Source organism: Prosthecobacter sp. (assembly GCF_020439865.1).
Lineage (GTDB): Bacteria > Verrucomicrobiota > Verrucomicrobiia > Verrucomicrobiales > Verrucomicrobiaceae > Prosthecobacter.
On record NZ_JAGRPF010000232.1, the window covers coordinates 1 to 21423 of the forward strand.

Sequence of the window (21423 nt, forward strand, 5' to 3'; positions counted from 1 at the left end):
CGGTCGGATGGAGCAAACCATTGGTCGGATGGGGCAAACCATCGGTCGGATGGAGCAAACCATTGGTCGGATGGGGCAAACCATCGGTCGGATGGAGCAAACCATTGGTCGGATGGAGCAAACCATTGGTCGGATGGAGCAAACCATTGGTCGGATGGAGCAAACCATCGGTCGGATGGGGCAAACTACCGGTCGTATGGAGCAAACTACCGGTCGGATGGAGCAAACCATCGGTCGGATGACCTTGGAAAAGAGCTTTCCACGGGGGCTCCCGTTGGATTCCCCCCAGCAGGCAAGAGTTTTCCAGACCCGCCGGACGTTCCTTGGCCTCTGAAAAACAAAAAACTCCTGCCGCGGAGGTGAGTCCGCAGCAGGAGCGAATTCATACGAGAGACAGCGGCCTAGTGGTGATGGTGCTTGCTCGCGTAGTGCGTCGATTTGTACTTGGGCTTGATGCCGTGTGAGCTGGCGGGGTTATACCAGTTCGGATGGTGCCCTGCGGGAGAGTTCCAGCCGGGATGGTAACCGTAGCGTTTGGCGTGACCGGGCGGGACGCCGTAGGGGTAGCAGGAGGTCAGGGTCACCAGCAGGAGACCGAGACTGAGGCAGGCAAGTGCGCGTTTCATCGTCGTTCGGGGTTGATGGTTCCTCCATAGGTTACGCATCACCGCGCGGAGAGGGTGAGGTTTTCTGAGGGGGGGCGTGAGGCGTGACAGGGGCGGTGGGTGGAATCCAACCTTCTCCTGCGAGAGCCGCGGGAGGGCCGAAACCGGTCCTTTCATGATTGTGCGCCGCCTATCGCTCTGAGGGCAGGCTTCAAAGCCCAACCTCAGTAATTGTAGCCGTTGAAGCCACCAAATCCGCCACCGAATCCTGAATAGGACGACGAGGAGGGCGAGGCCCGCATGAGGGCCGAGTTCATCCGGAACGACGACTCTTGGTCCATCATGTTGGCTGTCTGATTGAGCGCGGCCGCTGCTGCCTGCCTCTCGGCCAGGTCTCGTGCAGCCCTCTCTTCCTCCAGCTGTTTCAGCTCCACGATCAGACTCGCGTGCTCTTTTTCACTGATCTTCCCCGCGTCGGCGGCGCGATTGATCGCCACGAGCTGCGGATGATCGGCCGCATAGCGTTTGAGGAAGGAGTCGATCTTTTTGGGATTCCACTTGTTCTCCAAAGGCTTGCCCTGGGATTTTTCCGCCACCAGCGCCTCCTCGCCGCCCTTGTGTGCGACGCCCAGTTCGACCGCTCTTCTGGCATAGGCTCTGGCTTCGGCCACACTGCCCGCTTCATAATTCGCCGGGGTCTGACAGGCTGAGAGGAATGCGATGTTCAGGAGAAGGAGGATGTGTTTCATGGGCCGGATTCTGGAGAGCGTGCTGTGAACCACAAGCCCAAGCAGCGGCGCTCACCAAAGCAAAGCGGCACGCATTCTTCTCGACCACAGCCGGTTCGCTCTCCAACTTCCGGCCCCCGATTATGCCCACCGTTACCCGCGACATCTTTCTCGGCACCGACTCCGGCGCCACCACTTCGAAAACCGGCGGCGTCTTTGCCAATGGCGAGCCTGTCTCACGCCAGCTCCGTCAAAGTTCGACCAACTCGCAGAACGGCACCGCGGCCGTGGTGGCGGGATGGGTGGAAGGTGCGGAAGGATTTCTGAAGGACAACGGCCTCACCTGGGACCGCGTGGCCGCCGCAGGTCTCGCACTGCCGGGGCCTTATCAGGCATACGGCATTCTCGACAAGTCCTCCAACCTTCCCGATGCGTTCACCGGCTGGAATTTCCATGCCGACTACTCGGCGGCGATCGCGAAGGCGGCGGGCCGTGAGATCCCGCTCTTCGTGGGGAACGACGGCGACCTCGGCGGTGTGGGCGAAGCGGCGCGAGTGCGCGGCGAGACGAAGGCCACCGTGCTTCTGCTCGCTCCGGGTTCGGGTCTGGGCGCGGCCTACGTGGATGCAAATGGCCTTCCGCTCACTGGCGATCACTTTGCCGGCATGGAAGGCGGTCACATGCCGATCCCGCGTCATCTTCTCGGTCATGGCCTCGATGAGGTGCCGGCATTTCGCTGCGGCTGTGGTCGCGACTGGGGCTGCATTGAAGCCTATTCCACGATCTCCGGCCTGCCGCAGTTCCTCGAGTTCTTCCTGCCAAAGCATCCGGAACATCCGCTCGCGTCGAGCACCGAAACGCCGAAGAACAAAGGCCTCTCCCTGCGCGGTCTGGCGCAAAAGGGCGACGAGCTCGCTCTCAAGATCTTCGACATCCAGGCGCGCGCGCTCGGCATCCATGTGGCGAATCTGTCGATGGCGCTGGATCCCGGCATCGTCGTCATCGGCGGCGGTCTGATGGATCCTGACAGCACCTCGCCCGAGTTCCGCGAGCGCTACCTCGGCGGCATCCGCGCCGCAGCGCTGCCCTACTTGTTTCCGAAGCAGCGCGCCGAACTAAAGCTCGTGCCTGCGACGCTCGGCGAACTCTCCCAGTCCATCGGCGCCGCGCTCGTCGCGCTTTATTCGCTGAAGGACTGAGCTCGTAAGCTCGCGCCTGCTCAATACGTCGTGGAAAAGGAGGCGGAACTCGGTTAGAACCCGGGCATGAAAGCGATTCTCTTTCCCCTCGGTCTTCTCGCTCTCGTTTCACTCGCCTGGATCTTCGATCCTGCCAAGGCGGCGCCGCCTGCCGCAGAGGTTTCTCCCTTTGCCGGAGGGCGGTGGATCGATCTCACGCACGAGTTCTCCTCGAAGTCGCTCTACTGGCCAACGGCGCAGCGGTTTGAACTCGAAGTGGAGTCCCACGCGTTTACCGATCGTGGTTACTTCTATGCGGCGAACCGCTACCGTGCCTCCGAGCACGGAGGCACGCATCTCGATGCTCCGATTCATTTCGCCGAGAAGGGGAAGACCGTGGACCAGATGCCCATCGAACAGTTCATCGGCGCGGCGGCCGTGGTGGATGTCTCGTCGAAGGCGGCGGCGAACGCCGACTATCTCGTGAGCGTGGCCGATCTGGATGAGTGGGAAAAGAAGCACGGGCGCATCCCTGACGACGCCATCTTGCTGCTGCGCACGGGCTTTGCCCAATACTGGCCGGATGCGAAGAAGTATCTCGGCACGGATCAACGCGGCGCGGAGGCGGTGGCGAATCTGCACTTCCCCGGCCTGCATCCGGACGCCGCGCGCTGGCTCGTGGCGGAACGCAAGATCAAGGCTGTTGGACTCGACACGGCGAGCATCGACTACGGCCAGTCCACGCTGTTCGAGAGCCATCGCATCCTGCTGGGGAAGAACATCCCCGCCTTTGAAAACGTGGGAGCGATGGACGAACTCCCGGCGACGGGCGCGTTCGTGATGGCGCTGCCGATGAAGATCAAGGACGGCAGCGGCGCACCGCTGCGCATCGTCGCATGGGTGCCGGAGAAACACTGAGTCATGGCCACCGAGATCGAACGCAAATACCTCCTCAAACCCGGCGCGTGGAGGCCGGAGAGCGAAGGACGTCGCCTGACGCAGGGCTATCTCTCACGTGATCCGGATCGCACGGTGCGCGTGCGCATCGCGGGTGAGGGGGCGTTCATGACGGTGAAGAGCCGGCGCACGGGCATCTCTCGCACGGAGATCGAGTTTCCCATCACGCTGGAGCAGGCGCGTGATCTGATGGCGCTCTGCTTTCAACCGGTGATCGACAAGACCCGCCATGAGGTGATGCACGACGGCATGCTGTGGGAGGTGGATGTCTTCCACGGTGCGAATGACGGACTCATCGTGGCAGAGATCGAACTGCCCGCCGAAGACACTCCGTTTACGCTGCCGGAGTGGATCGGTGAGGAGGTTTCCCACGATCTGCGCTACACGAACTCGCGGCTCTCGGCAGAGCCTTTCACCACGTGGTGAGGACTACTCCTTCAACGCGGGCGGGCGGTGGCTGGGGATCTGCGCTTTGAAGTCGCCGAGACTGTTCCAGTGGGAGGGCTCGTTGAGATCGACTTCGGCGACGGCGACGGAACCCCATGCGGTGGCCTGGGCGAGGACATCGCCATAGTGGTCGAAGATGCCGGAGATCATCCACTCGTACTTCGAAGCGTCCGTGTAGGTGCTGCTGACGATGTAAACATGGTTCTCACAGGCGCGTGCTTTGGCGAGGAGAGGATTGCAGCCCCAGACGGGCCAGGCGATGACTTCGGCGCCTTTGACGGTGAGGGCACGTGCGACTTCGGGGAAGAAACCGTCGTAGCAGACCATCATGCCGACCTTGCCAAAGCGGGTGTCGAACACGGGGTAATCGTGACCGGGCGTGATGCCGGCTTCGATCTCGCTGCGCGGAAGACTGACTTTGCGATATTTGCCGACGAGGCGGCCGTCGGGTCCGAGAAGGGCGGCGGTGTTGTAGAGCGTTTTGCCTTCACGTTCGACGAGGCCGGCGACGATGTAGAGGTCGTGCTTCTTGGCGAGTTCTCCGAAGTACTCGGTGCTCGGCCCGGGAACGGACTCGGCGCATTCCTCCATCTTTTTGCCGGTGCCATAGTAGGTGAGCGTTTCGCCGAGAACAACGAAGTCCGCCTTCTGCTTCGCGGCTTCGGCGATGAGCGGCGCATACTGCGGCGGTTTGTCAGACGGATTCTTGCCGTCCTTCGGCTGCAGATGAATCGTGGCGAGGCGGACCTTGCGCGGTGCGGGTGCGGGGATGGAAGTGAGCGCCACATCGCTCCATTCGACACGGGCGTTGGCCGCCCACTGCAGGTAGAGTTCGATCTTTGCCTGCTTCGCATTCGTCGGGGCACGAAGGACGCTTTCGCAGTGCATCCACTGATTCGTTTTCCCTTCCGGCATGTGCGGATACTCCGGTTCGGCACGCGGCGCTGTCCCTTTGGCGTATCCCTGCTTCGCGGGCTCCTCCCAGGTCACGGACTTACCGTTCGCATCCTGCCAGATGACCCGTGCATACACGCTGCGTCGTTCGACAGGCATGGTGCTGGCTTTCTTCCACGCGCTGAACTGGTAGTGCTTTCCGCCTTCGACCGGCAGCGTGCGCGTCCAGCAGCCGATCCATTGTTCGCCTTTGCCGGTTTCGAGCACCAGCGAGCCATGCCCATCGTGTCCGCCCTTCGAACTGACGACAGACTTCGGCGCCGCCTCTTCACGCGGGGACCAGAACGTCCATTCGTCGGACAAGGCCGCCTGAGAGGCTGTGGCGAAGAGGCAGAGCAGGGAAGCAAGCGCTTTCATGCCCACGTGTACGTTCACGCGGGCGTGAATCGCTCAATCCTGCCTCACTTCTCATCCAGCCCGCGGCGGATGCGATATTTGATCGCAAGCTGATGGGCCGGCGTGGTCGGGAATGTCAGGGCGCGGATGCGTTCGATTTGGAACAACGCGCTGCTTTGGATGGCGTGGTAGTAGCTGCTGTTGTGAGTGATGTTGAGCAGGCAGTTGAGGTAAAGAAGCTGGAGATTCTGCCGCATGGTGCTGATGGGTTTGGCGGGATCATCGCCGATGAAGATCGCGGTGGTCAGGTTGTTGAAGACCTCGTCCAGGCCGATTTCGTTGCCGTACAAGTTGCTGTCCATGATGCGGCGAAGGGTGTGGGAGTGCAGAAGGTGATCCAACAGGCTACGCTGAATCGTGAAGACACGATCGTGGAGCTTTGGATCCTCGCCTTCGTCTCGATGATCGAAACCGCGGCGTTGCAACTGAAGGTGCGAATAGAGTTCAGGCGGCGCGGCGAGCGCATCGGGGGCAAACGCGTACTTTGCCAGCACGGCGAGCGCCTGACGCTGTTTCGCGGCCTCGACGGGTTTGAACGGCGCTATGTCCGGTGCCTGTCCTTGGACAGCACGTTCGACATAGACACCACCGACGTAGCGCGACACGGCGTTGAGAGAGCTGCCGGCCTCTTTGGTCAACGATCCGAAGGCCTGTGCGACTTCCTGCCAGCTTTTGCCGGGATCGGACACGTCCTTGAGGATGTTGCCAATCTCGGTGCTGATGAGCGCGCAGCGCTGCTCGGCGTAGCCGATGGAATCGCTGCTCATGTCATAGAGCATCGCGCGGGGATCGATGGCCTTGCCGGACATGCGCATGTCATCGGCATCGTTGGCGAAGGCGAGTTCCGGTTTGTGCGACTGGCCGGCGATTTCGTCGAGGCGCTTCTGTTCCCCGACCGGATCTTCCAAAGCTTCGCTGTAACCGTAGTTGATGGCCCAGTGGTCATAAGGTCCGGGTTTGGTGGTGAAATACTGGCCCTGCTTCACGCCCTTTGGCGCGACATTGACCGGCGGGTAATCCATGACGGAACCGGTGAGGCCGACCTTCTCGGTGATGGCGGCATTGTGGATGTCTGCGAGGCTGTGAAGCTGGCTGGAGCGGAAGTTGTGGTTTAAGCCCAGCGTGTGGCCGACCTCGTGCAGACAGAGGTAGTAGAGCGATTCTTTGATGAGGCGGTCCACCTCGATGCGGTCGCTCTTTTGCAGACGCAGCATGGTCTGGCCAAACATGAGCCCCTGACGCGCTGAACCACAGGCCTCGCAGGCGTGCGGATCGAAAGGCATTGGATTGGCGGAATCCTCACTCGCCGTGCCGAGGTCTTCGAAGAGCTTCTTGGTCAGCAGGCGCTTGGTGATGAAGCTGTACTCCAGCATGATGTCCGCGCCGAGGATTTCGCCGGTGCGGGGATTGGCAAAGCTGGGGCCGTAGCCGCCGAAGGGAGGGTTCACGCTGCTCGTCCAGCGCAGCACGTTGTGCTCGATGTCACCTGCATCCCACTTGGCGTCGTCGGGCTGTTGCTTCACGACGACGGCGTCTTTGAAGCCTGCCGTTTCGTAGGCCTCGTTCCATTTGAGTACCGCCGCACGGATGGTGTCGCGGAACTCGACGGGCGTGGTGTTTTCGATCCAGAAGACGATTGGCTCCACAGGTTCGCTGAGCTTGGTGCCGGGCTTCTGTTTCACCAAACGCCAGCGGTGGATGACGTCGCGAAACGGCGCCGGATCGACGCTGGTCATGTCGGTGATCTGGTGGGTGAAGTATCCGATGCGCGGATCGTCGAGGCGCGGCTTGTAGTCGCTCTCCGGCATCGCGATGAGCGTGTGCTGCATCTTAACGCTGATGTAGCGCGGATTGGCCACGTCGGCGTCGGAACGCCACGAGGGCGTGGGGTTTTCAAACACGTACTCGACGGTGATGGCCGTGTTCTTTGGATAGCCGTGAATGTGCAGCCATTTGGACTTTGACTCGGAGAGCTTCCCAAGCACTGCCCTGTCACCACCGCTGTTGCCAAACTTCACCTGAGCGAGGTTTTCGCGCATGAACAGGTTTACAGCGGGAATCAGGTAGCCCTCGGCGTCTTCGGCCAGGATGCCCTCGCTGGCGAGAATCGCGTTGCTAGTGTTGGCGTTCTCGGCGCGGGCGAGCGGGCTTTGCGGGTCGAAATAGAGCTTCGTGTTCTGCTCGACGAGTTCGATGCGGTCAAAGATGCGCGCGAACCGGAAGACGAGCGAGTCGCCGTAGCGGCCGCGATTGTGTCCGGCGCCCACGGGACCGTCGACGCTGTGATTGAAGTAGATGAACTCGGGGCCGATCTGGTTTTTGGCGACGTACATCCAGAGCCCGCCCTTTTCCGGGTCGAAGTACGTGCGGAACAGGCCGTCCACGCGGCGGAAGTCCTTGGTGAACTCAGCGACGCTCTTGCGCTTGGGTTTTTCCTCGGCGGGTTTGGATGTCGTGGTATTCGGGGGCGTGGTAGAAGTTGGCGCAGGGGTTGAAGGGGGATTCGAGGGAGCCGGGGCAGGAGAAGGCTGCGGTTTGGCCGGAGCAGGCTTTGCCGGGTCGGGTTTAGGTTCCGGCTTCGGATCGCGCTGTGGCTCGGGTTTGGGTTCCGGCTTGCTTGGTTCGGGTTTGGCTGGCTCTGGCTTGGCCGGCGCTGGTTTAGGCTCAGGCTTCGGCTCTGGGGCCGCGTAGAGGGCCGTAATGGCGAGGAGATGGATCAAGGCAAGGCAGATGCGCATGGCGATATTAGGTTGGATCAGCGTGGAGTGTAACGAACAACGGTTCAGGATGCACTTCCTTGTGTAAGTTTGTTGAGGTGAAGGTCCCGTGGTCCGTGGCCCGTCAGGTTGGCGAGAAACAAATTCCGCTAAGAAGAGTTGAAAGCCAACGTTTCGCCCACTGAAACACCCCCTCACCCCCATCATGAACGCGCCCCTCCTCACCTCAGCGCTCTTCGTTACTCTTGGCATCGGCTGCCTCAGCGCCGCTTCGTTGCCCGAGAGTCAGAAGATCGACCAACTCCTGGCCAAAGACTGGGAAAAAGCCGGCTTGAAGCCAAATCCACCGGCTTCCGATGAAGTGCTGGTGCGCCGCCTGTATCTCGACATCGCCGGACGAATCCCGACCGTCGAAGAATCCCAGGCCTACCTGAAATCTTCCGATCCGCAGAAGCGCGCCAAGCTCATCGAGACGCTGCTCGCCTCGGATGGCTACACCAGCCACATGTTCAACTACTGGGCCGACATCCTGCGCCTCTCGGACAACGTCAAAGGCCGCCTCGCCGCCGAGGCCTACGAGGAGTGGCTCAAGAAGCAGATCAAGGACAACGCCCCCTACGACCAGTTCGTCCGCAACCTCCTCACCACCGACGGCGGCGTGTGGGACAGCGGCAGCATCGGCTTCTGGCAGCGGGACGAGAACAAACTCGATCATCTGGCCTACACCGTGCAGGTCTTCCTCGGCACCAGCATCGTATGCGCCCAGTGCCATGACCACCCCTTCGACAAGTGGACGCAGATGGACTACTACCACATGGCCGCCTTCACCTACGGCATGGACACCCGCAGCAAGGGCTTCAATCCGAAGACGGAAAAACCGAGGCAGGAGTTCGACAAGAAGCTCCTCGCCAGCATGACGCCGAAAGAGCGCAAAGCCTACATGGCCAAAATGCAGGCGGATCGCAAAAGTGCCGCCAAGGAAACGGAGACCGCCTCCATCAGCCGCGAAGACATGCAGAAGGTGAGGCAGGCGATGCAGGACGTCATGAAGCCCCTGCGCTACACCAGCGCCGAGTGGCAGGAGGGCAAACTTCCCACGCTGCCGCATGACTACAAATACAGCGACGCCAAACCCGGCGACAAGGTGGAGCCGAAGGCCATGTTCGGACCTGAGGCGGTGAAGAAGGAAGGTGAGAGCACCTTGCAGTCGTTCGCCAACTGGATGACCAGCCCCGAGAACCCGCGCTTCACCACCGTCATCGCCAATCGCATGTGGAAGAAGGCTTTTGGCATCGGTTTGATCGAACCGGTGGATGAAATCACTGACAGCACGGTCGCCAGCAATCCGGCGCTGATGGACTACCTCACCGCGCTGATGGTGGAGAAAAAATACTCGCTCAAGTCCTTCTTGCGCGTGCTTTACAACACCGACGCTTATCAACGTGCCGCGACCACCGAAGAAGTGCCGCTGGGTGAAACCTATCACTTCACCGGCCCGGTCCTGCGCCGCATGAGCGCCGAGCAGATCTGGGATTCGCTGGTGACGCTCACTCGCGGCAATGTCGATGACGCCGTCGATGCGGAGAACGAGCGCCTGCACCAGTACCTCAACGACCTGTCCATGTTCCTCGGCACCATCAAGGAAAAGGGTCCGACGGGATTGGTCGAGATCGCGAATCTGAATGCCGACAAGCTCGCGGCGAATCAGAAGAAGCTCGATGAAATGAAGGCGCAGATGGCCGCTGCCAAAGATAAAGGTGGCGACACCGCCGAGATGGCCAAGAAGCTCGCCCGCGAGGCCCAGCAACTCCGCAAGGAAACCGAGCGCGACTTTCTGGTCGCCCTCGTCGGCGAGGACCGCGCCAACGATCTTCGCCGCGGCTACAACGCGCCGAAGCCTGCGCAGCAGACGAAGCGTCCGCAACTCGACCGCAAGCAAATGGCCAGCATGACCCCGGAACAGCGCAAGGAGTTCATCAAAAGCCTCCAGAAAGGAGCCGGCAGCAAGGATGTGAACCTCGCCACCCGTGCCAGCGAGCAGCCCAGCCCAGCACGCCCTGGCACCTTCCTTCGCACCTTCGGGCAGAGCGATCGCGAACTCATCCAGAACGCCTCCGATGAAGCCTCGGTGCCGCAGGCTCTGTCCCTCTTGAACGGTCCCGTGGCCGACATCCTCAATAGCCCCACGTCGCAGCTCAATCAGGAGCTCGCCAAAGCGCAGACCACGCCGCAGAAGCTCGAAACGATCTACCTCGCCTTCCTCGGACGCCAGCCGAACGGCGATGAGAAGGCCATTCTCGATCAAGTCGCCCGTGAGCGTGGCGACAAGGCGGTGGCCGATGTCACCCACGCCCTCATCACCGGCAGCCAGTTCCTTTTCGTCCAGTAATCAAAACCCTCCGCCTCCATTCCCATGAAAGCTCTCCTCAACTCCTGCGACGAACTCTCCCGCCGCGACTTCGCCAAAAACATCGCCAAGACCTGTCTCGGCGTCTCCGTGATGAGCGCCCTCGCACCGCGTGGCTTTGCCGCTCCGTTTGAAGGTGCATCGAAAGCCAAACAGGCCGCCACCGCGAAACGCGTCATCTATTTGTACATGTCCGGTGGCATGACGCACCTCGACACCTTCGGGGTCGTGCCGGGTGCCGACACCATGGGCAGCACGAAGGCCATCAAGACTTCCGCCGACGGCGTGCAGATCAGTGAATACCTGCCCAACACCGCGAAGATGATGCATCGCGGCGCCATCATCAATTCGCTCAGCTCCACTCAGGGCGCGCATGCGCAGGGCAACTACTTCCAGCACACCAGCTACACCATGCGTGGCGCCACGCGGCATCCGTCGATGGGCGCGTGGTTGCAGAAGTTCCAAGGCAAGGGCAACGCCGACCTTCCGGGCTCCGTCATCATCACGGGTGACAGCAAGCATCCCGGTGGCGGCTTCTTTGAAGCTGCCTGCCAGCCGCTTATCCTCAACGATCCTGCGAAGGGGCTGCAAAACAGCCACAAGCCTGCGGACTTGAGCGATGCCGATTTCGACTACCGGCTCGGCCTTTCCGCGAAGCTCGACCAGTCTTTCCGCCAGACCTACAACTACAACGGCGTCAAAGCCTACTCGGAAGTCTACAAGGACGCCATCAAGGTCATGAAGAGCGAAGACCTCGACGCCTTCGACCTTTCCAAAGAATCTCCTGAAGCACATGCGACCTACGGCGACGGCAACTTCGCCCAAGGCTGCCTGCTGGCCCGCCGCCTGCTCGAGCACGGCGTTCGGTTCGTGGAAGTCACCCTCGGCGGCTGGGACATGCATCAGGACATCTACGCCCGCCTGCCGGAGCGTGCTGCGGATCTCGACCAGGCTCTCGGCGCGCTCCTCGCCGACCTCGACCGCCGCGGAATGCTCGACGATACGCTCGTCGTTCTCACCTCCGAATTCGGACGCACACCGAAGATCAATCAGAACGACGGCCGTGACCATTACCCGAAGGCCTTCAGCTCCGTCCTCTGGGGCGGTGGCATCGCCGGCGGTCAGGTCTACGGCAAGACGGACAAAGGCATCGAAGTCACCGAGAACAAAGTCAGCGTGCCCGACTTCAACGCCACGATCGCCTACGCCCTCGGCCTGCCGCTCGACCTTGTGCTCTACAGCAGCACGAAGCGTCCGTTCACCGTTACCGACAAGGGCCAGCCGCTTACCAACCTGTTTGGTTGATTCAAACAGTCACAGGGTTCGGCCAAACGGCACAACTCGTGCGAGAAGCGTGTGTTTGAACACGATTTGAAGCCATGCGTACGTTTCTCGCGGTCCTGCTCCTTTTCGCCACCACCGTCGTTTGGGGACAGCAGATCGACCTCGAAAAGATCTTTGAAGAGCGCAACCTCGGGCCGGTGGGGGATCTGCTGGCGCGTGGTGATTACGAACTCGTCGCGCGCATCGGCGAGGCGGCGGCGGAGAAGGGGCTGAAGTCGCCGGAGTGGCGCATCCTGCGGCTGAAGGCGCTGGTAGAGATGGGGCAGGTCGAAACAGCGCTGGAAGAAACAGCCAAGGCCCTGACGCTGTTTCCCGGGCACTTCGAGATTCTGATGCTACGCCATGACTTCGCAAAGATGATGGGCAGCTCGGACATTGTTGCGGAAGCGCTGAAAGGCCTGAACGAGGCCGCCAAGGCGAAGTCGGCCAAGGACCGGACTGCGATGGAAACGGTGATGCTGGGGCGTGCGGCGCTGGTGCTCGGTGCGGATGCGCAGAAGGTCACCTCCCAGTATTTCAAGGTGGCGCAGGGCAAGGATGCGAAGCTGGAGGTGGCGTATCTGGCGGAAGGACATCTGGCGCTCGAAAAGGACGATGCGAAACGTGCAGCGGATGTGTTCCGAGCCGGATTGAAGGCTCATGGCGAGACGGCTGATCTGCGCTTCGGACTGGCGAAAGCGTTTGGATCAAGCGATCGCGAAAAGGCGGTGGAGAACCTCAAGAAGGCGTTGGAATTGAATCCGAATCACAAGGCGTCGCACCTGCTGCGAGCGGAACTGCTGATTGGCGGAGAGAAATTTGTCGAGGCAGAGGCTGCGGTGCAGCAGGTGCTCGACTTTGACGAACAAAACCCGCTCGCCTGGTCATTGCGGGCCGTGGTGGCGCATCTCTTCTATGCGGATGAGAAGAAGATGAGTGGCGCGCGTGACGCAGCGCTCGAGCGTTGGAAGAAGAATCCCGAGGTGGATCACACGATCGGGCGCTGTTTGTCGCGGGCTTATCGTTTCGCGGAGAGCGCGTCACATCAGCGCAAGGCCCTCGAGTTTGATCCAAAGTATCTGCCGGCCAAGGTGCAGCTTTGTCATGACCTGCTGCGTTTGGGCGAAGAAGATGAAGCATGGAAACTGGCGGCGGCTATCCGTCAGGAGGACGGCTATAACATTCAGGCGCACAATCTCGGCCTGCTCGAGAAGGAGATGGGCGGCTATATCACGAAGACCTTTGACGACTTCGTGTTGAAGATGCCGAAGCGTGACTGGCCGATCTATGGCGAGCGTGCGCTGGCCCTGCTGCGCGAGGCGAAGACGATCCTGAGCGCGAAATATGGGCTCGATTTGAAGCGCCCGGTGCTGGTCGAGTTTTTCGGCGCTCAGCAGGACTTTGCCATCCGCACGTTCGGCGCGCTGGGCGGGCAGGGGATGTTGGGCGTGTGCTTTGGCACGGTGGTGACGATGAACAGTCCCGGCAGCCTCGCGCATGGCCGCAACAACTGGGAGAGCACGCTATGGCATGAGTTCTGCCACGTCATCACGCTCACCGTCACGAAGAACAAGATGCCGCGCTGGCTGAGCGAGGGCATCAGCGTTTATGAGGAGCGGCAGCGCGATCCCGCGTGGGGCATGCCGATGGATGCGACGTTTCGCGAGATGGTGCTCGATGAGGAGACGCTGACACCGATGTCGCGCTTGAGCGGAGCGTTCATGAATCCGGAGACGCAGGATCATCTCATGTTCGCCTACTTCGAGTCGAGCCAGGCCGTCGAGTATCTGCTGGAGAAGTTCGGCAAAGAAAAGTTCCAGGGCATCCTGCGCGATCTCGCCGCAGGGAAACGCATCAACGACGCGATCGCCGCCAATGCGGGTGACATGGAGAAGATCGAGGAGGACTTCGCCAAGTTCATCAAGGGCCGTGCGCTCGGTTTTGGTGCCAAGGCCGACTGGGAGGAACCGAAGCCGGAGGAACTGAACCCATTCGCAGAAGGCTCGTTTGCCGACTACGTGAAGAAGCATCCGAACAATCTCACCGCCATCCGCAAGTTTGCAGGCGAGATGATCGAGCAGAAAAACTGGCCGGAGGTGATCAAAACGGCCGACATTCTGATCCAATTGCTGCCCGAGGATTACAGCGCCGAGAGCGGCTACAGCCTCAAGGTGATGGCGCTGCGCCAGATGAAGCGCGAGGATGATGAAGTGGGAGTGCTGAGGAAGATCGCAGCGCATTCCTCCGGCGCACAAAGCGCCTTCCTGCGTTTGATCGAACTGGACGCGCCGAAACAGCGATGGGCGGAACTGCGAACCAACGCGCAACGTGCCACCGCGCTGAATCCGTTTTTGGTGACACCGCAAAAGGCGCTCGCCGACGCCAGCATGGCCCTGAAGGACAACGCCGCCGCCATCGCCGCCTGCGAACATCTGCTCATCCTCGATCCCGGCAGCGCCGCACAGACCCATTTCAAGCTCGCCCAGTTGCTCCGCGAATCCGATGCCACCGCCGCGAAGCGCCACCTGCTCGATTCACTCGCTTTGGCTCCACGCAATCGCGAAGGGTTGGCGATGCTGCGGGAATGGAGGTGAGGAAGTTTAACGTCTCGGATCAGCCGACGGCGAGCGGGAGGCGTCGATGACACGACAGATGCCATTCGAACCGTTGCCTGCATCCGTTTTGTTTGGCCTCGTTTTGACTGGTTTACTACTCCTCATATGGATTCCTGCCCAGGATGGTCTTCACTTCAGTCGCCTTCAATTCCCGTGTCTTTGTCTTCAACAGTTGCCCAATTACTCGGTCCAACGGCTGATAGGGGCCGCTCTCATCCAAACTCACTTCTCCCTTTGACGTTTTTGCCGTCAGATGAAAGACCTCGACATCAGTCGGCTCAATCTTCACCTTCCCGCTCTTTAGCAACTCCTCGGCCTTCTCTCGTGGTAGTGAGTCATAAATCTCGAGCGGATACTTATGCTCAAAGGTGGTTCTGGCTGCATCTTGGATGGCGTCGGAAAGTAGTTTCCAGTCTGCATCAGACAACCTCTCGTGCTGTTTGGCGGCTGTGGGATCTGCGGCTAAAGGTGGCTTTGTGACCACATCTCGTCGCAGGTGTATCGCAATGCCAATCACTGCACCGTAGTCTGTGACCAGCGCGGTAGAGACGGTCATCTCGGTCCAGTCACTTGCCAGAACCTTCTTCACTCGGTCGGCAAAGGTCGGCCCTGGGTCGCTCGCAAGGATAACGGAGGCTACAAGCAGCACAGGTGTAAGGATGTGAGGTAGCTGCATAGTGGGTGGCACTGTTCCTTGGCCTAACTAGTTGATGAGAAACAATTCTGTCGAGTACCAACGGACTTTCTACTTCATGGGTGTTGCTTTTGACGCACATTCCGGAGATGGGCGACAGAATTGTCGATGATGACGCATCGGCGCGTCATCATCTGCTGAAATGATTGACGGACATCATCACACACGCAAGACAGGATGGAGAGGCAGCTCAGACCCTCAGCGAGCCACGGAAGGCGCGGCTGCTGTAGTAGGACTCCGCGCCGTTGCACCCGATGAAGACGCGGCCGTAGCTGCGGCCGCCCCAGATCGCGCCGCCGAGTTTACGGATGTCGGCGGGAGTTTTTAGCCAGCTCGAACGTTTCGTGTCGAACTCGCCCAGCTTCTGCAACGCATGGTATTCCTCCTCCGTCAGAAGCTCGACACTCATGGCGGTGGCCATGCCGACGGCGCTGTCTTTCGGCTTGTGTTCCTTCCGCGATTCTAGCGCTTCATCGTCGTAGCAAAGGCTGGTGCGTCCGTTGGGTGTCTGTTCGGAGCAATCGACAAAGAGGTATTCGCCGGACTTTGCATCCTGGCCAACCACATCCGGCTCGCCACCTGTGCTTTCCATGAGGTGGAGTGACCACAGTTTGGCTGCTTTCTTCCCTAGACGTGCCTTGACCCCGGCCCAGTCGAGGCCCGCATGACGCTCCATGTTTTTCTCGAAGCGAGCTTTCAGGGTGGTGAGCAGTTCATCGCGTTGTGCGGCTGTCAGTTCATTCTCGGCTCCGGTATTCGTGGAGGTTTTCTTTTTCATTGCGCTGATGTGGAAAGGTGTTCTCGCCTGCCTTAACGTATCACTTCTCCGTGCTCTGGCGAGTTTCGCTACGCCTCGAGTTCCAGCGCCTCGACGCCTGCATAGCGCGAACACAGTGTGTCGATCTCCTCTTTTTCCATGACCATGAAGGCGGTCGAAAGGGCGTCCGACAACGCGGCGGTGGGAGCTAGGGCGTAGGTGCGGCGGTTTTTGAGCGGGACAGGTTGGAACAGGCGCGGGTTCATGATGTGGGCGCCTTTGACGGCAAAGCCGGAACCGCTGACAGCGCGATGATTGAGCGGGATGCGTTTTTCCCCGCCACCTAGCGTGATGCTCCAGGCCTCTTTGCCGCTCGGTGCTCCTTGGGCGAGCACGGTGCTGTCACCTGCGTTGAGGATGAAATTGTTGACCTTCCAATCCAGCAGCAGGTCGGCGCATTGATCGAGCGCGTAGCCTTTTCCCATGGCACCCAGGTCGAAGATCATGTTTGAGGCGTGCACGGTGACGCGCATGGTTTCCTCCTCGAGTTCGAAGCGATGGCTGCCGATGATCTGACGCGCCTGATCAATGACCTCTTTGCTGACCTGGCGTGGCTCGCCTTCGCGTGTGACGAACAGATTCATCAAGGGGCCGATGGTGATGTCGAAGGCACCCTGCGTTTCTTCATGCATGGCTTTGGCGAGGGCAAGGCAGTCCCACGCGGCCATGCCGACAAGGATGCTCTCACCGGCCTTGAGCTGGCCGAGGCGGTAGATGTCGCTGCTGGCGCGAAAGCGGCTGAGTTCGTCTTCGAGTCGGGCGATCTCTTGAAACACGGCCTGTGCAGCCTGCGCGGCATAGGTTTCATCGGCGTCCTCATGATTGATGACGACGTCGAAGGTGGTGGCCATCGCATTGCAGGTGAAGCGATGGTGCTGGGGGGCGGACTCGCTCACGGTGCGGTGGCTTCCTGCTCTTTGCGCAGTTTGTAACGGTCCCACAACGACTGCTCGACCCACATGTTGAGAAGAACGCCGGGGCGCAGGCCGAAGGGACCCTGCTTGAAATAGGTTTTGCCGTCGAACTTGGCCTCGACGGCGGGTGTCATGTCGGTTTCCGCGACGATGACGCGTGCATCAAGAGTTTCCGGCAGGGTTGACTCATAGCGGACGGTCTTGATGTCGCGCCAATACCAAGGCAGCGGCCAGCCGGCGTCACGGTTGACGACGAGCACGTTGAAGTTGTCGTCCGGCGCGATCTTCTGCAACTCGCGCAATTGCGGGCGGAGGCGCATGAGGTTGGTGGAGGTGTGCGAATAGACGTAGGGATTGCGCGAGTCGGCGGCGTAATTGTGAATGGCGATGTTCGTCTGCGCGATGAGGTGGTAGAGGCCGATGCCGAAAGCGATCCTGAAAGCGAGGCGGGGGATCCTGCCGGTGAGCGCACGGGAGATCGCGGCAGCGCCGACTCCGGCGAGGAGCGTGAGCGCATGCTGGGCGCTGAGGATGGACCACGGTGTCTTGTAGGCGAGGAAGGAGTAGACGGCGAAAAGCACCAGGGTGTAAACGGAGAGAAACACGAGGAAGGGCTGCCGCGTCGGGTGCTTCTGATGATTGCCCAAAAAGGAGTAGAGCATGCCGATGATGCCGAGCCCTCCGATCATGGCCTCGCTCCAGACGAGGCCGTCTTTGCGCCAGAAGATGAGCGTCAGGTAGTAGTGCCAGGGTTTCTCATGACCGCTGCCGCCGGAGCGCTCGAGGTAGTTCAGGTAGGTCAGGGCGCTGTCTTTCACGGCCTGCCAGTCTTTGAATCCGCCGGAGTAGATCGCGATGCTTGTCGCGATGGCGACGATGATGACCCACAGCCACGGCTTTGAAGCGCGGCTTTTGTTGAGGCCGATGTCGAAACCGCTGCGGCGGGGCGCGAAATCACCGATCGTCAACCTGGCGACGACAAAGCCGATGACACCGGCGACGACATTGATCGCAAAGGTCTCCTTCGTTGCATGCTGCATGCCGAGCGAGAATCCGGCAACGACGAGCCACCAGCGGCCACCACCTTGAGAATAGCGCCACAGCGCGGCGATGCTGAGCGTGATGAACAGCACCAGCGGCACCTCCATGATGAAGTAGCGCGAGTAATAGACCATCATCGGTGAGATGGAGATAAGCAGCATCGCGAGACCGGCGGCGTAACGGCCTAATGCGTCACGCAGGAGCAAGGTCGAGAGCAGGAGAAGAAGGCCGCAGATCACCGGCACGGTGCGGAGCTGGGCTTCGGTCCACGTCGAGGAGTCCCCCCATCCGGCGAGTCTGGCCCAGACGCGTGTGATGTAGTGCAGGCCGGGTCCGTGGAAATCCTTGGGGTCGTATTGAAAATGACCGGTCGCCTGAAACTCGGCGGACTTCATCGCGAGGATGGCTTCATCTGTGTGCATCGGCCGTTCGCCGAGGGACGGGAAACGATAGTAGGCGCCGAGGGCGAGCGAGATGATCGTGAAGAGGGTCAGGCCAAACAGGCTGAGAGAGTTTTTAGGGGGCGGGGGCATTTCGGACGACTAAGGCGAGATCAGAAGAACAATCGGGCTTACAACAGATCACGGCGTTCCACCAGCAGCATGCGCTGGCGGTTGCGGCGGAGAAAGAACTGCTCGCGTGTCGGTGGCAGCGTGTCGCTGCCGCCGTGTTCGATGACAACGGTGACATTCTGCGGCTGCACCTTCATTTCGAGGAAGCGAAGCAGCGGCGTGCCGCGAACGCGGAAGAAGCAGTGGAGCGGAATGTGAGGGTGCGCCGCATTCCACAACCAGCGTGCCGGTGCGAAGCGCTCTTCGTCCATCAGCGCGCACAGAATTTCGCGCATCAGCAGTTCGCCGTGCCTGCGCGACCACTTCCAGGCCTCGCGGCGGTTCATGAGCTCGTTGAACTTGGCCACCAGCGGATTTGAGTGCGCCTGCTCCATTTCCTGGATGATCTCGCCGGCATGCACCGCCATCGCCGCGCGGAACTCCTCACGGGTGATGCGGCCGCTGTCCAGCCAGCGGAAAAGCTGCTGCGGCGTGGGGACTGGATCGAGAGAAATCATCGCGATTCGCGCGAGTTTGGCGCGTTCGCGGGCGTTCGCAAATCGACTGTTCGCCCTTCGCGGCCTATTCTTCGGACTCCTTGGTGTTTTGCGGGATGTCGAGAATGCGCAGCAGGTTGTGATAGCGGTCGGTCCAGAGACGGACGTCGTGCTTCAATTCGATCTCGTTACCGACCAGTTCAGGCGGCGTGGCTTTGAGGAAAGCTTCGTTGCGCGTGACGAGGATGTAGTCGGTCGAATCATCATCACCGGAGGCTTCAGTGGCGATCCGGGTGGTTTTGAATCCGCCTTGGGCGGCGATTTTTTCGATCACCGGGGCAAGCACGAGATAACTGTTGGTGACATGCACGGCGATGATGCCGTCCGGCTTCATGTGACGGTCATAGATGGCGAAGGCCTCCTTTGTCAGCAGATGGACGGGCACGGAGTCGCCGCTGAAGGCATCCAGCAGGAGGACATCAAACTGCTGCGACTTTTCCGCATCGAGCGCCAGACGTGCATCCGAGGTGACGATCTCGATCTTTGCCCCGCGTTTCTCGGCGTCTTCGAGGTAGGTGAAGTACTTTTTGGCGATGCGCACCACGTCCGGGTTGATGTCGTAGAAGCGGAGCGTCTGGCCGTTTTGAGCGTAGCAGGAGACTGTGCCAGCCCCCATGCCGACGACACCAATTCGAGCGCCGGGTCGGTCTTTGATGCTGTCCAGCGCCTTGCCGATGCCTGTGTGATGGCCGTAGTAGGTCGTGGGCTCCTCGCGCAGGGCTGCGCCGAGATTCTGCATGCCGTGAATGATGCCGCCGTTGCTGAGCTGGCGGTACTTCATGTCCAGACCGCTGTCATAGTCCTCGGTGACTGAAAGCATGCCGTAGAAGTTGCGCACGCGTTCGAGCTTGTCGTCGTGCTTGAAGCCGAGGTCACACATCAGGAATACGACGAAGGTGAACAGCATGCCCAGCATCGTGAGGGTGAACAGTGCCGGGCGCATGAAGCCGCGCCGGATGATGCGCCAGACTAGAACGAGCAGGCAGATGCCGATGCCGATGAGCACGCCGTAGATCATGGCCGCCGGTGGCATGAGATCCGGCTTCACCTTCTTCTCCAGCGCCTCCTGAGTGAGGATGCCGTTTTGAATCAGCATCCAAGCTGCGAAACAAGTCACCGGGGCGACGACGAGGAGAAGCAGCCACTCCCACACGCGTTTCGCTTTCAATACGGAGCGAAGGAGAATGATGCAGGCCAGCAGGCCCACCGCGATGAGGCTGAGCGGCCACTCGGCAAAGGTGGTGAAAACACGCGGTGCTCCCAGGCTCACGAACAAACCTCCAAGCGCTCCACCGGCGGACATGAGCAGGTAGAATTCCGTGAGCCTTCGCGGTGCTGGTTTCAGCCGGGTGAGTTCTCCGTGGCAGAGCATGCAGGCCAGAAACATCGCGCCAAAGGCCCAGCCGAGTTCCCAGATGAAATTCGGCGTGAGGTCGATGTTGCTCAGATGGACCGTTTGCCCTGTGAGCTTTGTCACCCAGGGCTCCACGTTGGTGTGCATCATCTTTTCGAACTTGGTCCAGAACGGCTGCTTCTGCAGGCGGTCCGCTGTGCAGGTGATGAAAAGGACGGGCAGGGCCAGCAGCGCCCACAAGGCGCAGATTTTCGCATACCAGCGTTCGTGTTCGAAGCAGATGATGAAGGTCAGCAGGTAGAGGCTCAGCGGCACCACCCACAGGAAGGGAATCACCGCCACGTCCTGGCAGACGTGATTCGTGGCCGCCAGCAGCACGCAGCTCGCCAGCGCGGGCAGCAGCACCCAAAGGATGCGGCGCAACCAGCCGGGATGATCGGCCGCCTTGTCGATCACCTCTGGCGGTTTGGCCTCCGCTGCAATCGCGTGATGGCGGTCCATCCACACGCCGGCGAGGGAAAGGATGACGAAGGCGCCGAAGCCCACGGCCCAGAGGGTCGTCTGTTCCACCACGTCCCAATGCACCTCAAAGAACAGTGGGTAGCTCAGCAGCGCGGCCAGCGAACCGATGTTGGAGAGCGCATACAGCCGCCATGGACTTGCGCCGCCACTGGTGCGCGTGAACCACACCTGGACGAGCGGGCTTGTGCTGGAGAGCACGAAGTAGGGCAGTCCCACGCTCGCCAGCAGCAGGAGAAGGATGCGAAAGGCCGGATCTTCGTTGCCGGTGGGCTTCCACGCCTCGCCAGGTGCGATCGGAAGCATGGCGATGGCGGCTCCCAGCAGCAGGCCATGGAGAATGCCCTGCCAGCGGCGTGGCAGCAGGGTCAAAGCGTGGGCATACGCATAGCCTGCAAACAGCACCACCTGGAAGAACAGCATGCAAGTCGTCCAGACCCCGGGACTGCCGCCGAACCATGGCAGGATGAACTTGCTGATGATCGGCTGCACCTGAAACAGCAGGAAGGCGCTAAGCAGGCTCAGTGCCGCAAGGATCAGACCGGGAACGACACGGGATGGGGAGGAGGACATGGGTCGGGATGAAAGTGCACGCTCACACAATGGTTTCTTTTTGGGAAGTAAAAAGGATGCAAGAGGGAGGCCGGGC

General features: G+C 60.6%; 17 protein-coding genes. 7 read left to right on the forward strand and 10 right to left on the reverse strand.

Annotated elements, in window-relative coordinates; translation table 11 throughout:
* On the forward strand, positions 1-334 hold a 334-nt coding region (locus KDL09_RS24405), incomplete at its 5' end, for a hypothetical protein (protein ID WP_294391284.1).
* A gap of 67 nt (positions 335-401) precedes the next feature.
* On the opposite strand, the gene KDL09_RS24410 is transcribed toward KDL09_RS24405, so the two are convergent.
* Together KDL09_RS24410 and KDL09_RS24415 are read right to left on the reverse strand one after the other, a co-directional pair.
* Positions 402-626 carry a hypothetical protein gene (locus KDL09_RS24410; protein WP_294391287.1) on the reverse strand — a complete coding sequence of 75 codons (225 nt, stop codon included), beginning with the start codon at positions 624-626 and terminating at the stop codon, positions 402-404.
* Positions 627-829: 203 nt separating this feature from the next.
* Positions 830-1354: a hypothetical protein gene (locus tag KDL09_RS24415; protein WP_294391291.1), complete on the reverse strand. Its 525-nt coding sequence runs from the start codon at positions 1352-1354 to the stop codon at positions 830-832.
* A 122-nt stretch (positions 1355-1476) separates the two neighbouring features.
* Between KDL09_RS24415 and KDL09_RS24420 the strand changes: the two genes are divergently transcribed.
* The 3 genes from KDL09_RS24420 (at position 1477) to KDL09_RS24430 (ending at position 3894) form a co-directional block, all read left to right on the forward strand.
* The gene (locus KDL09_RS24420; protein ID WP_294391293.1) at positions 1477-2532 is read left to right on the forward strand and encodes an ROK family protein; all 1056 of its coding nucleotides are present in this window, start codon (positions 1477-1479) and stop codon (positions 2530-2532) included.
* Positions 2533-2598: 66 nt separating this feature from the next.
* A complete protein-coding gene (locus KDL09_RS24425) occupies positions 2599-3429 on the forward strand; it encodes a cyclase family protein (RefSeq protein ID WP_294391296.1) in 831 nt (276 codons plus the stop codon).
* A gap of 3 nt (positions 3430-3432) precedes the next feature.
* Positions 3433-3894 carry a CYTH domain-containing protein gene (locus tag KDL09_RS24430; RefSeq protein WP_294391303.1) on the forward strand — a complete coding sequence of 154 codons (462 nt, stop codon included), beginning with the start codon at positions 3433-3435 and terminating at the stop codon, positions 3892-3894.
* A gap of 3 nt (positions 3895-3897) precedes the next feature.
* On the opposite strand, the gene KDL09_RS24435 is transcribed toward KDL09_RS24430, so the two are convergent.
* Together KDL09_RS24435 and KDL09_RS24440 are read right to left on the reverse strand one after the other, a co-directional pair.
* Positions 3898-5226, reverse strand: coding sequence for a carbon-nitrogen hydrolase family protein (locus tag KDL09_RS24435; protein WP_294391305.1), 1329 nt, complete (start codon positions 5224-5226; stop codon positions 3898-3900).
* Between the two features lie 44 nt (positions 5227-5270).
* The gene (locus KDL09_RS24440; protein WP_294391308.1) at positions 5271-8003 is read right to left on the reverse strand and encodes a zinc-dependent metalloprotease; all 2733 of its coding nucleotides are present in this window, start codon (positions 8001-8003) and stop codon (positions 5271-5273) included.
* A gap of 184 nt (positions 8004-8187) precedes the next feature.
* Between KDL09_RS24440 and KDL09_RS24445 the strand changes: the two genes are divergently transcribed.
* The 3 genes from KDL09_RS24445 to KDL09_RS24455 all read left to right on the forward strand — a co-directional run bounded on the left by KDL09_RS24445 (position 8188) and on the right by KDL09_RS24455 (position 14306).
* Positions 8188-10371, forward strand: a complete 2184-nt coding sequence (locus tag KDL09_RS24445) for a DUF1549 domain-containing protein (protein WP_294391311.1) — start codon at positions 8188-8190, stop codon at positions 10369-10371.
* 24 nt (positions 10372-10395) lie between these two features.
* Complete coding sequence (locus KDL09_RS24450; RefSeq protein WP_294391313.1) at positions 10396-11694, forward strand: DUF1501 domain-containing protein; 1299 nt, start codon at positions 10396-10398, stop codon at positions 11692-11694.
* Between the two features lie 74 nt (positions 11695-11768).
* Positions 11769-14306 (forward strand): tetratricopeptide repeat protein, encoded by a 2538-nt coding sequence (locus tag KDL09_RS24455; RefSeq protein WP_294391316.1) that lies wholly within the window; start codon positions 11769-11771, stop codon positions 14304-14306.
* Between the two features lie 115 nt (positions 14307-14421).
* On the opposite strand, the gene KDL09_RS24460 is transcribed toward KDL09_RS24455, so the two are convergent.
* The 6 genes from KDL09_RS24460 to KDL09_RS24485 form a co-directional block, all read right to left on the reverse strand.
* A complete protein-coding gene (locus KDL09_RS24460) occupies positions 14422-15003 on the reverse strand; it encodes a hypothetical protein (protein ID WP_294391319.1) in 582 nt (193 codons plus the stop codon).
* Positions 15004-15211: 208 nt separating this feature from the next.
* Complete coding sequence (locus tag KDL09_RS24465; RefSeq protein ID WP_294391321.1) at positions 15212-15799, reverse strand: DUF4256 domain-containing protein; 588 nt, start codon at positions 15797-15799, stop codon at positions 15212-15214.
* A 68-nt stretch (positions 15800-15867) separates the two neighbouring features.
* Positions 15868-16734, reverse strand: a complete 867-nt coding sequence (locus tag KDL09_RS24470; protein WP_294391323.1) for an FAD:protein FMN transferase — start codon at positions 16732-16734, stop codon at positions 15868-15870.
* On the reverse strand, positions 16731-18326 hold the full coding sequence (locus KDL09_RS24475) for a flippase activity-associated protein Agl23 (RefSeq protein WP_294391325.1): 1596 nt from the start codon (positions 18324-18326) through the stop codon (positions 16731-16733). Before KDL09_RS24475 ends, KDL09_RS24470 begins: the two co-directional genes overlap by 4 nt.
* Before the next feature lie 38 nt (positions 18327-18364).
* Positions 18365-18862: a hypothetical protein gene (locus tag KDL09_RS24480; RefSeq protein WP_294391326.1), complete on the reverse strand. Its 498-nt coding sequence runs from the start codon at positions 18860-18862 to the stop codon at positions 18365-18367.
* A gap of 64 nt (positions 18863-18926) precedes the next feature.
* The gene (locus KDL09_RS24485) at positions 18927-21347 is read right to left on the reverse strand and encodes a fused MFS/spermidine synthase (protein ID WP_294391330.1); all 2421 of its coding nucleotides are present in this window, start codon (positions 21345-21347) and stop codon (positions 18927-18929) included.
* Between the last annotated feature and the right edge of the window lie 76 nt (positions 21348-21423).

Coding starts and splice junctions, on each gene's coding strand:
- KDL09_RS24410 (WP_294391287.1), bottom strand. CDS start 626: ATGAAACGCGCACTTGCCTGCCTCAGTCTCGGTCTCCTGCTGGTGACC.
- KDL09_RS24415 (WP_294391291.1), bottom strand. CDS start 1,354: ATGAAACACATCCTCCTTCTCCTGAACATCGCATTCCTCTCAGCCTGT.
- KDL09_RS24420 (WP_294391293.1), top strand. CDS start 1,477: ATGCCCACCGTTACCCGCGACATCTTTCTCGGCACCGACTCCGGCGCC.
- KDL09_RS24425 (WP_294391296.1), top strand. CDS start 2,599: ATGAAAGCGATTCTCTTTCCCCTCGGTCTTCTCGCTCTCGTTTCACTC.
- KDL09_RS24430 (WP_294391303.1), top strand. CDS start 3,433: ATGGCCACCGAGATCGAACGCAAATACCTCCTCAAACCCGGCGCGTGG.
- KDL09_RS24435 (WP_294391305.1), bottom strand. CDS start 5,226: ATGAAAGCGCTTGCTTCCCTGCTCTGCCTCTTCGCCACAGCCTCTCAG.
- KDL09_RS24440 (WP_294391308.1), bottom strand. CDS start 8,003: ATGCGCATCTGCCTTGCCTTGATCCATCTCCTCGCCATTACGGCCCTC.
- KDL09_RS24445 (WP_294391311.1), top strand. CDS start 8,188: ATGAACGCGCCCCTCCTCACCTCAGCGCTCTTCGTTACTCTTGGCATC.
- KDL09_RS24450 (WP_294391313.1), top strand. CDS start 10,396: ATGAAAGCTCTCCTCAACTCCTGCGACGAACTCTCCCGCCGCGACTTC.
- KDL09_RS24455 (WP_294391316.1), top strand. CDS start 11,769: ATGCGTACGTTTCTCGCGGTCCTGCTCCTTTTCGCCACCACCGTCGTT.
- KDL09_RS24460 (WP_294391319.1), bottom strand. CDS start 15,003: ATGCAGCTACCTCACATCCTTACACCTGTGCTGCTTGTAGCCTCCGTT.
- KDL09_RS24465 (WP_294391321.1), bottom strand. CDS start 15,799: ATGAAAAAGAAAACCTCCACGAATACCGGAGCCGAGAATGAACTGACA.
- KDL09_RS24475 (WP_294391325.1), bottom strand. CDS start 18,326: ATGCCCCCGCCCCCTAAAAACTCTCTCAGCCTGTTTGGCCTGACCCTC.
- KDL09_RS24480 (WP_294391326.1), bottom strand. CDS start 18,862: ATGATTTCTCTCGATCCAGTCCCCACGCCGCAGCAGCTTTTCCGCTGG.
- KDL09_RS24485 (WP_294391330.1), bottom strand. CDS start 21,347: ATGTCCTCCTCCCCATCCCGTGTCGTTCCCGGTCTGATCCTTGCGGCA.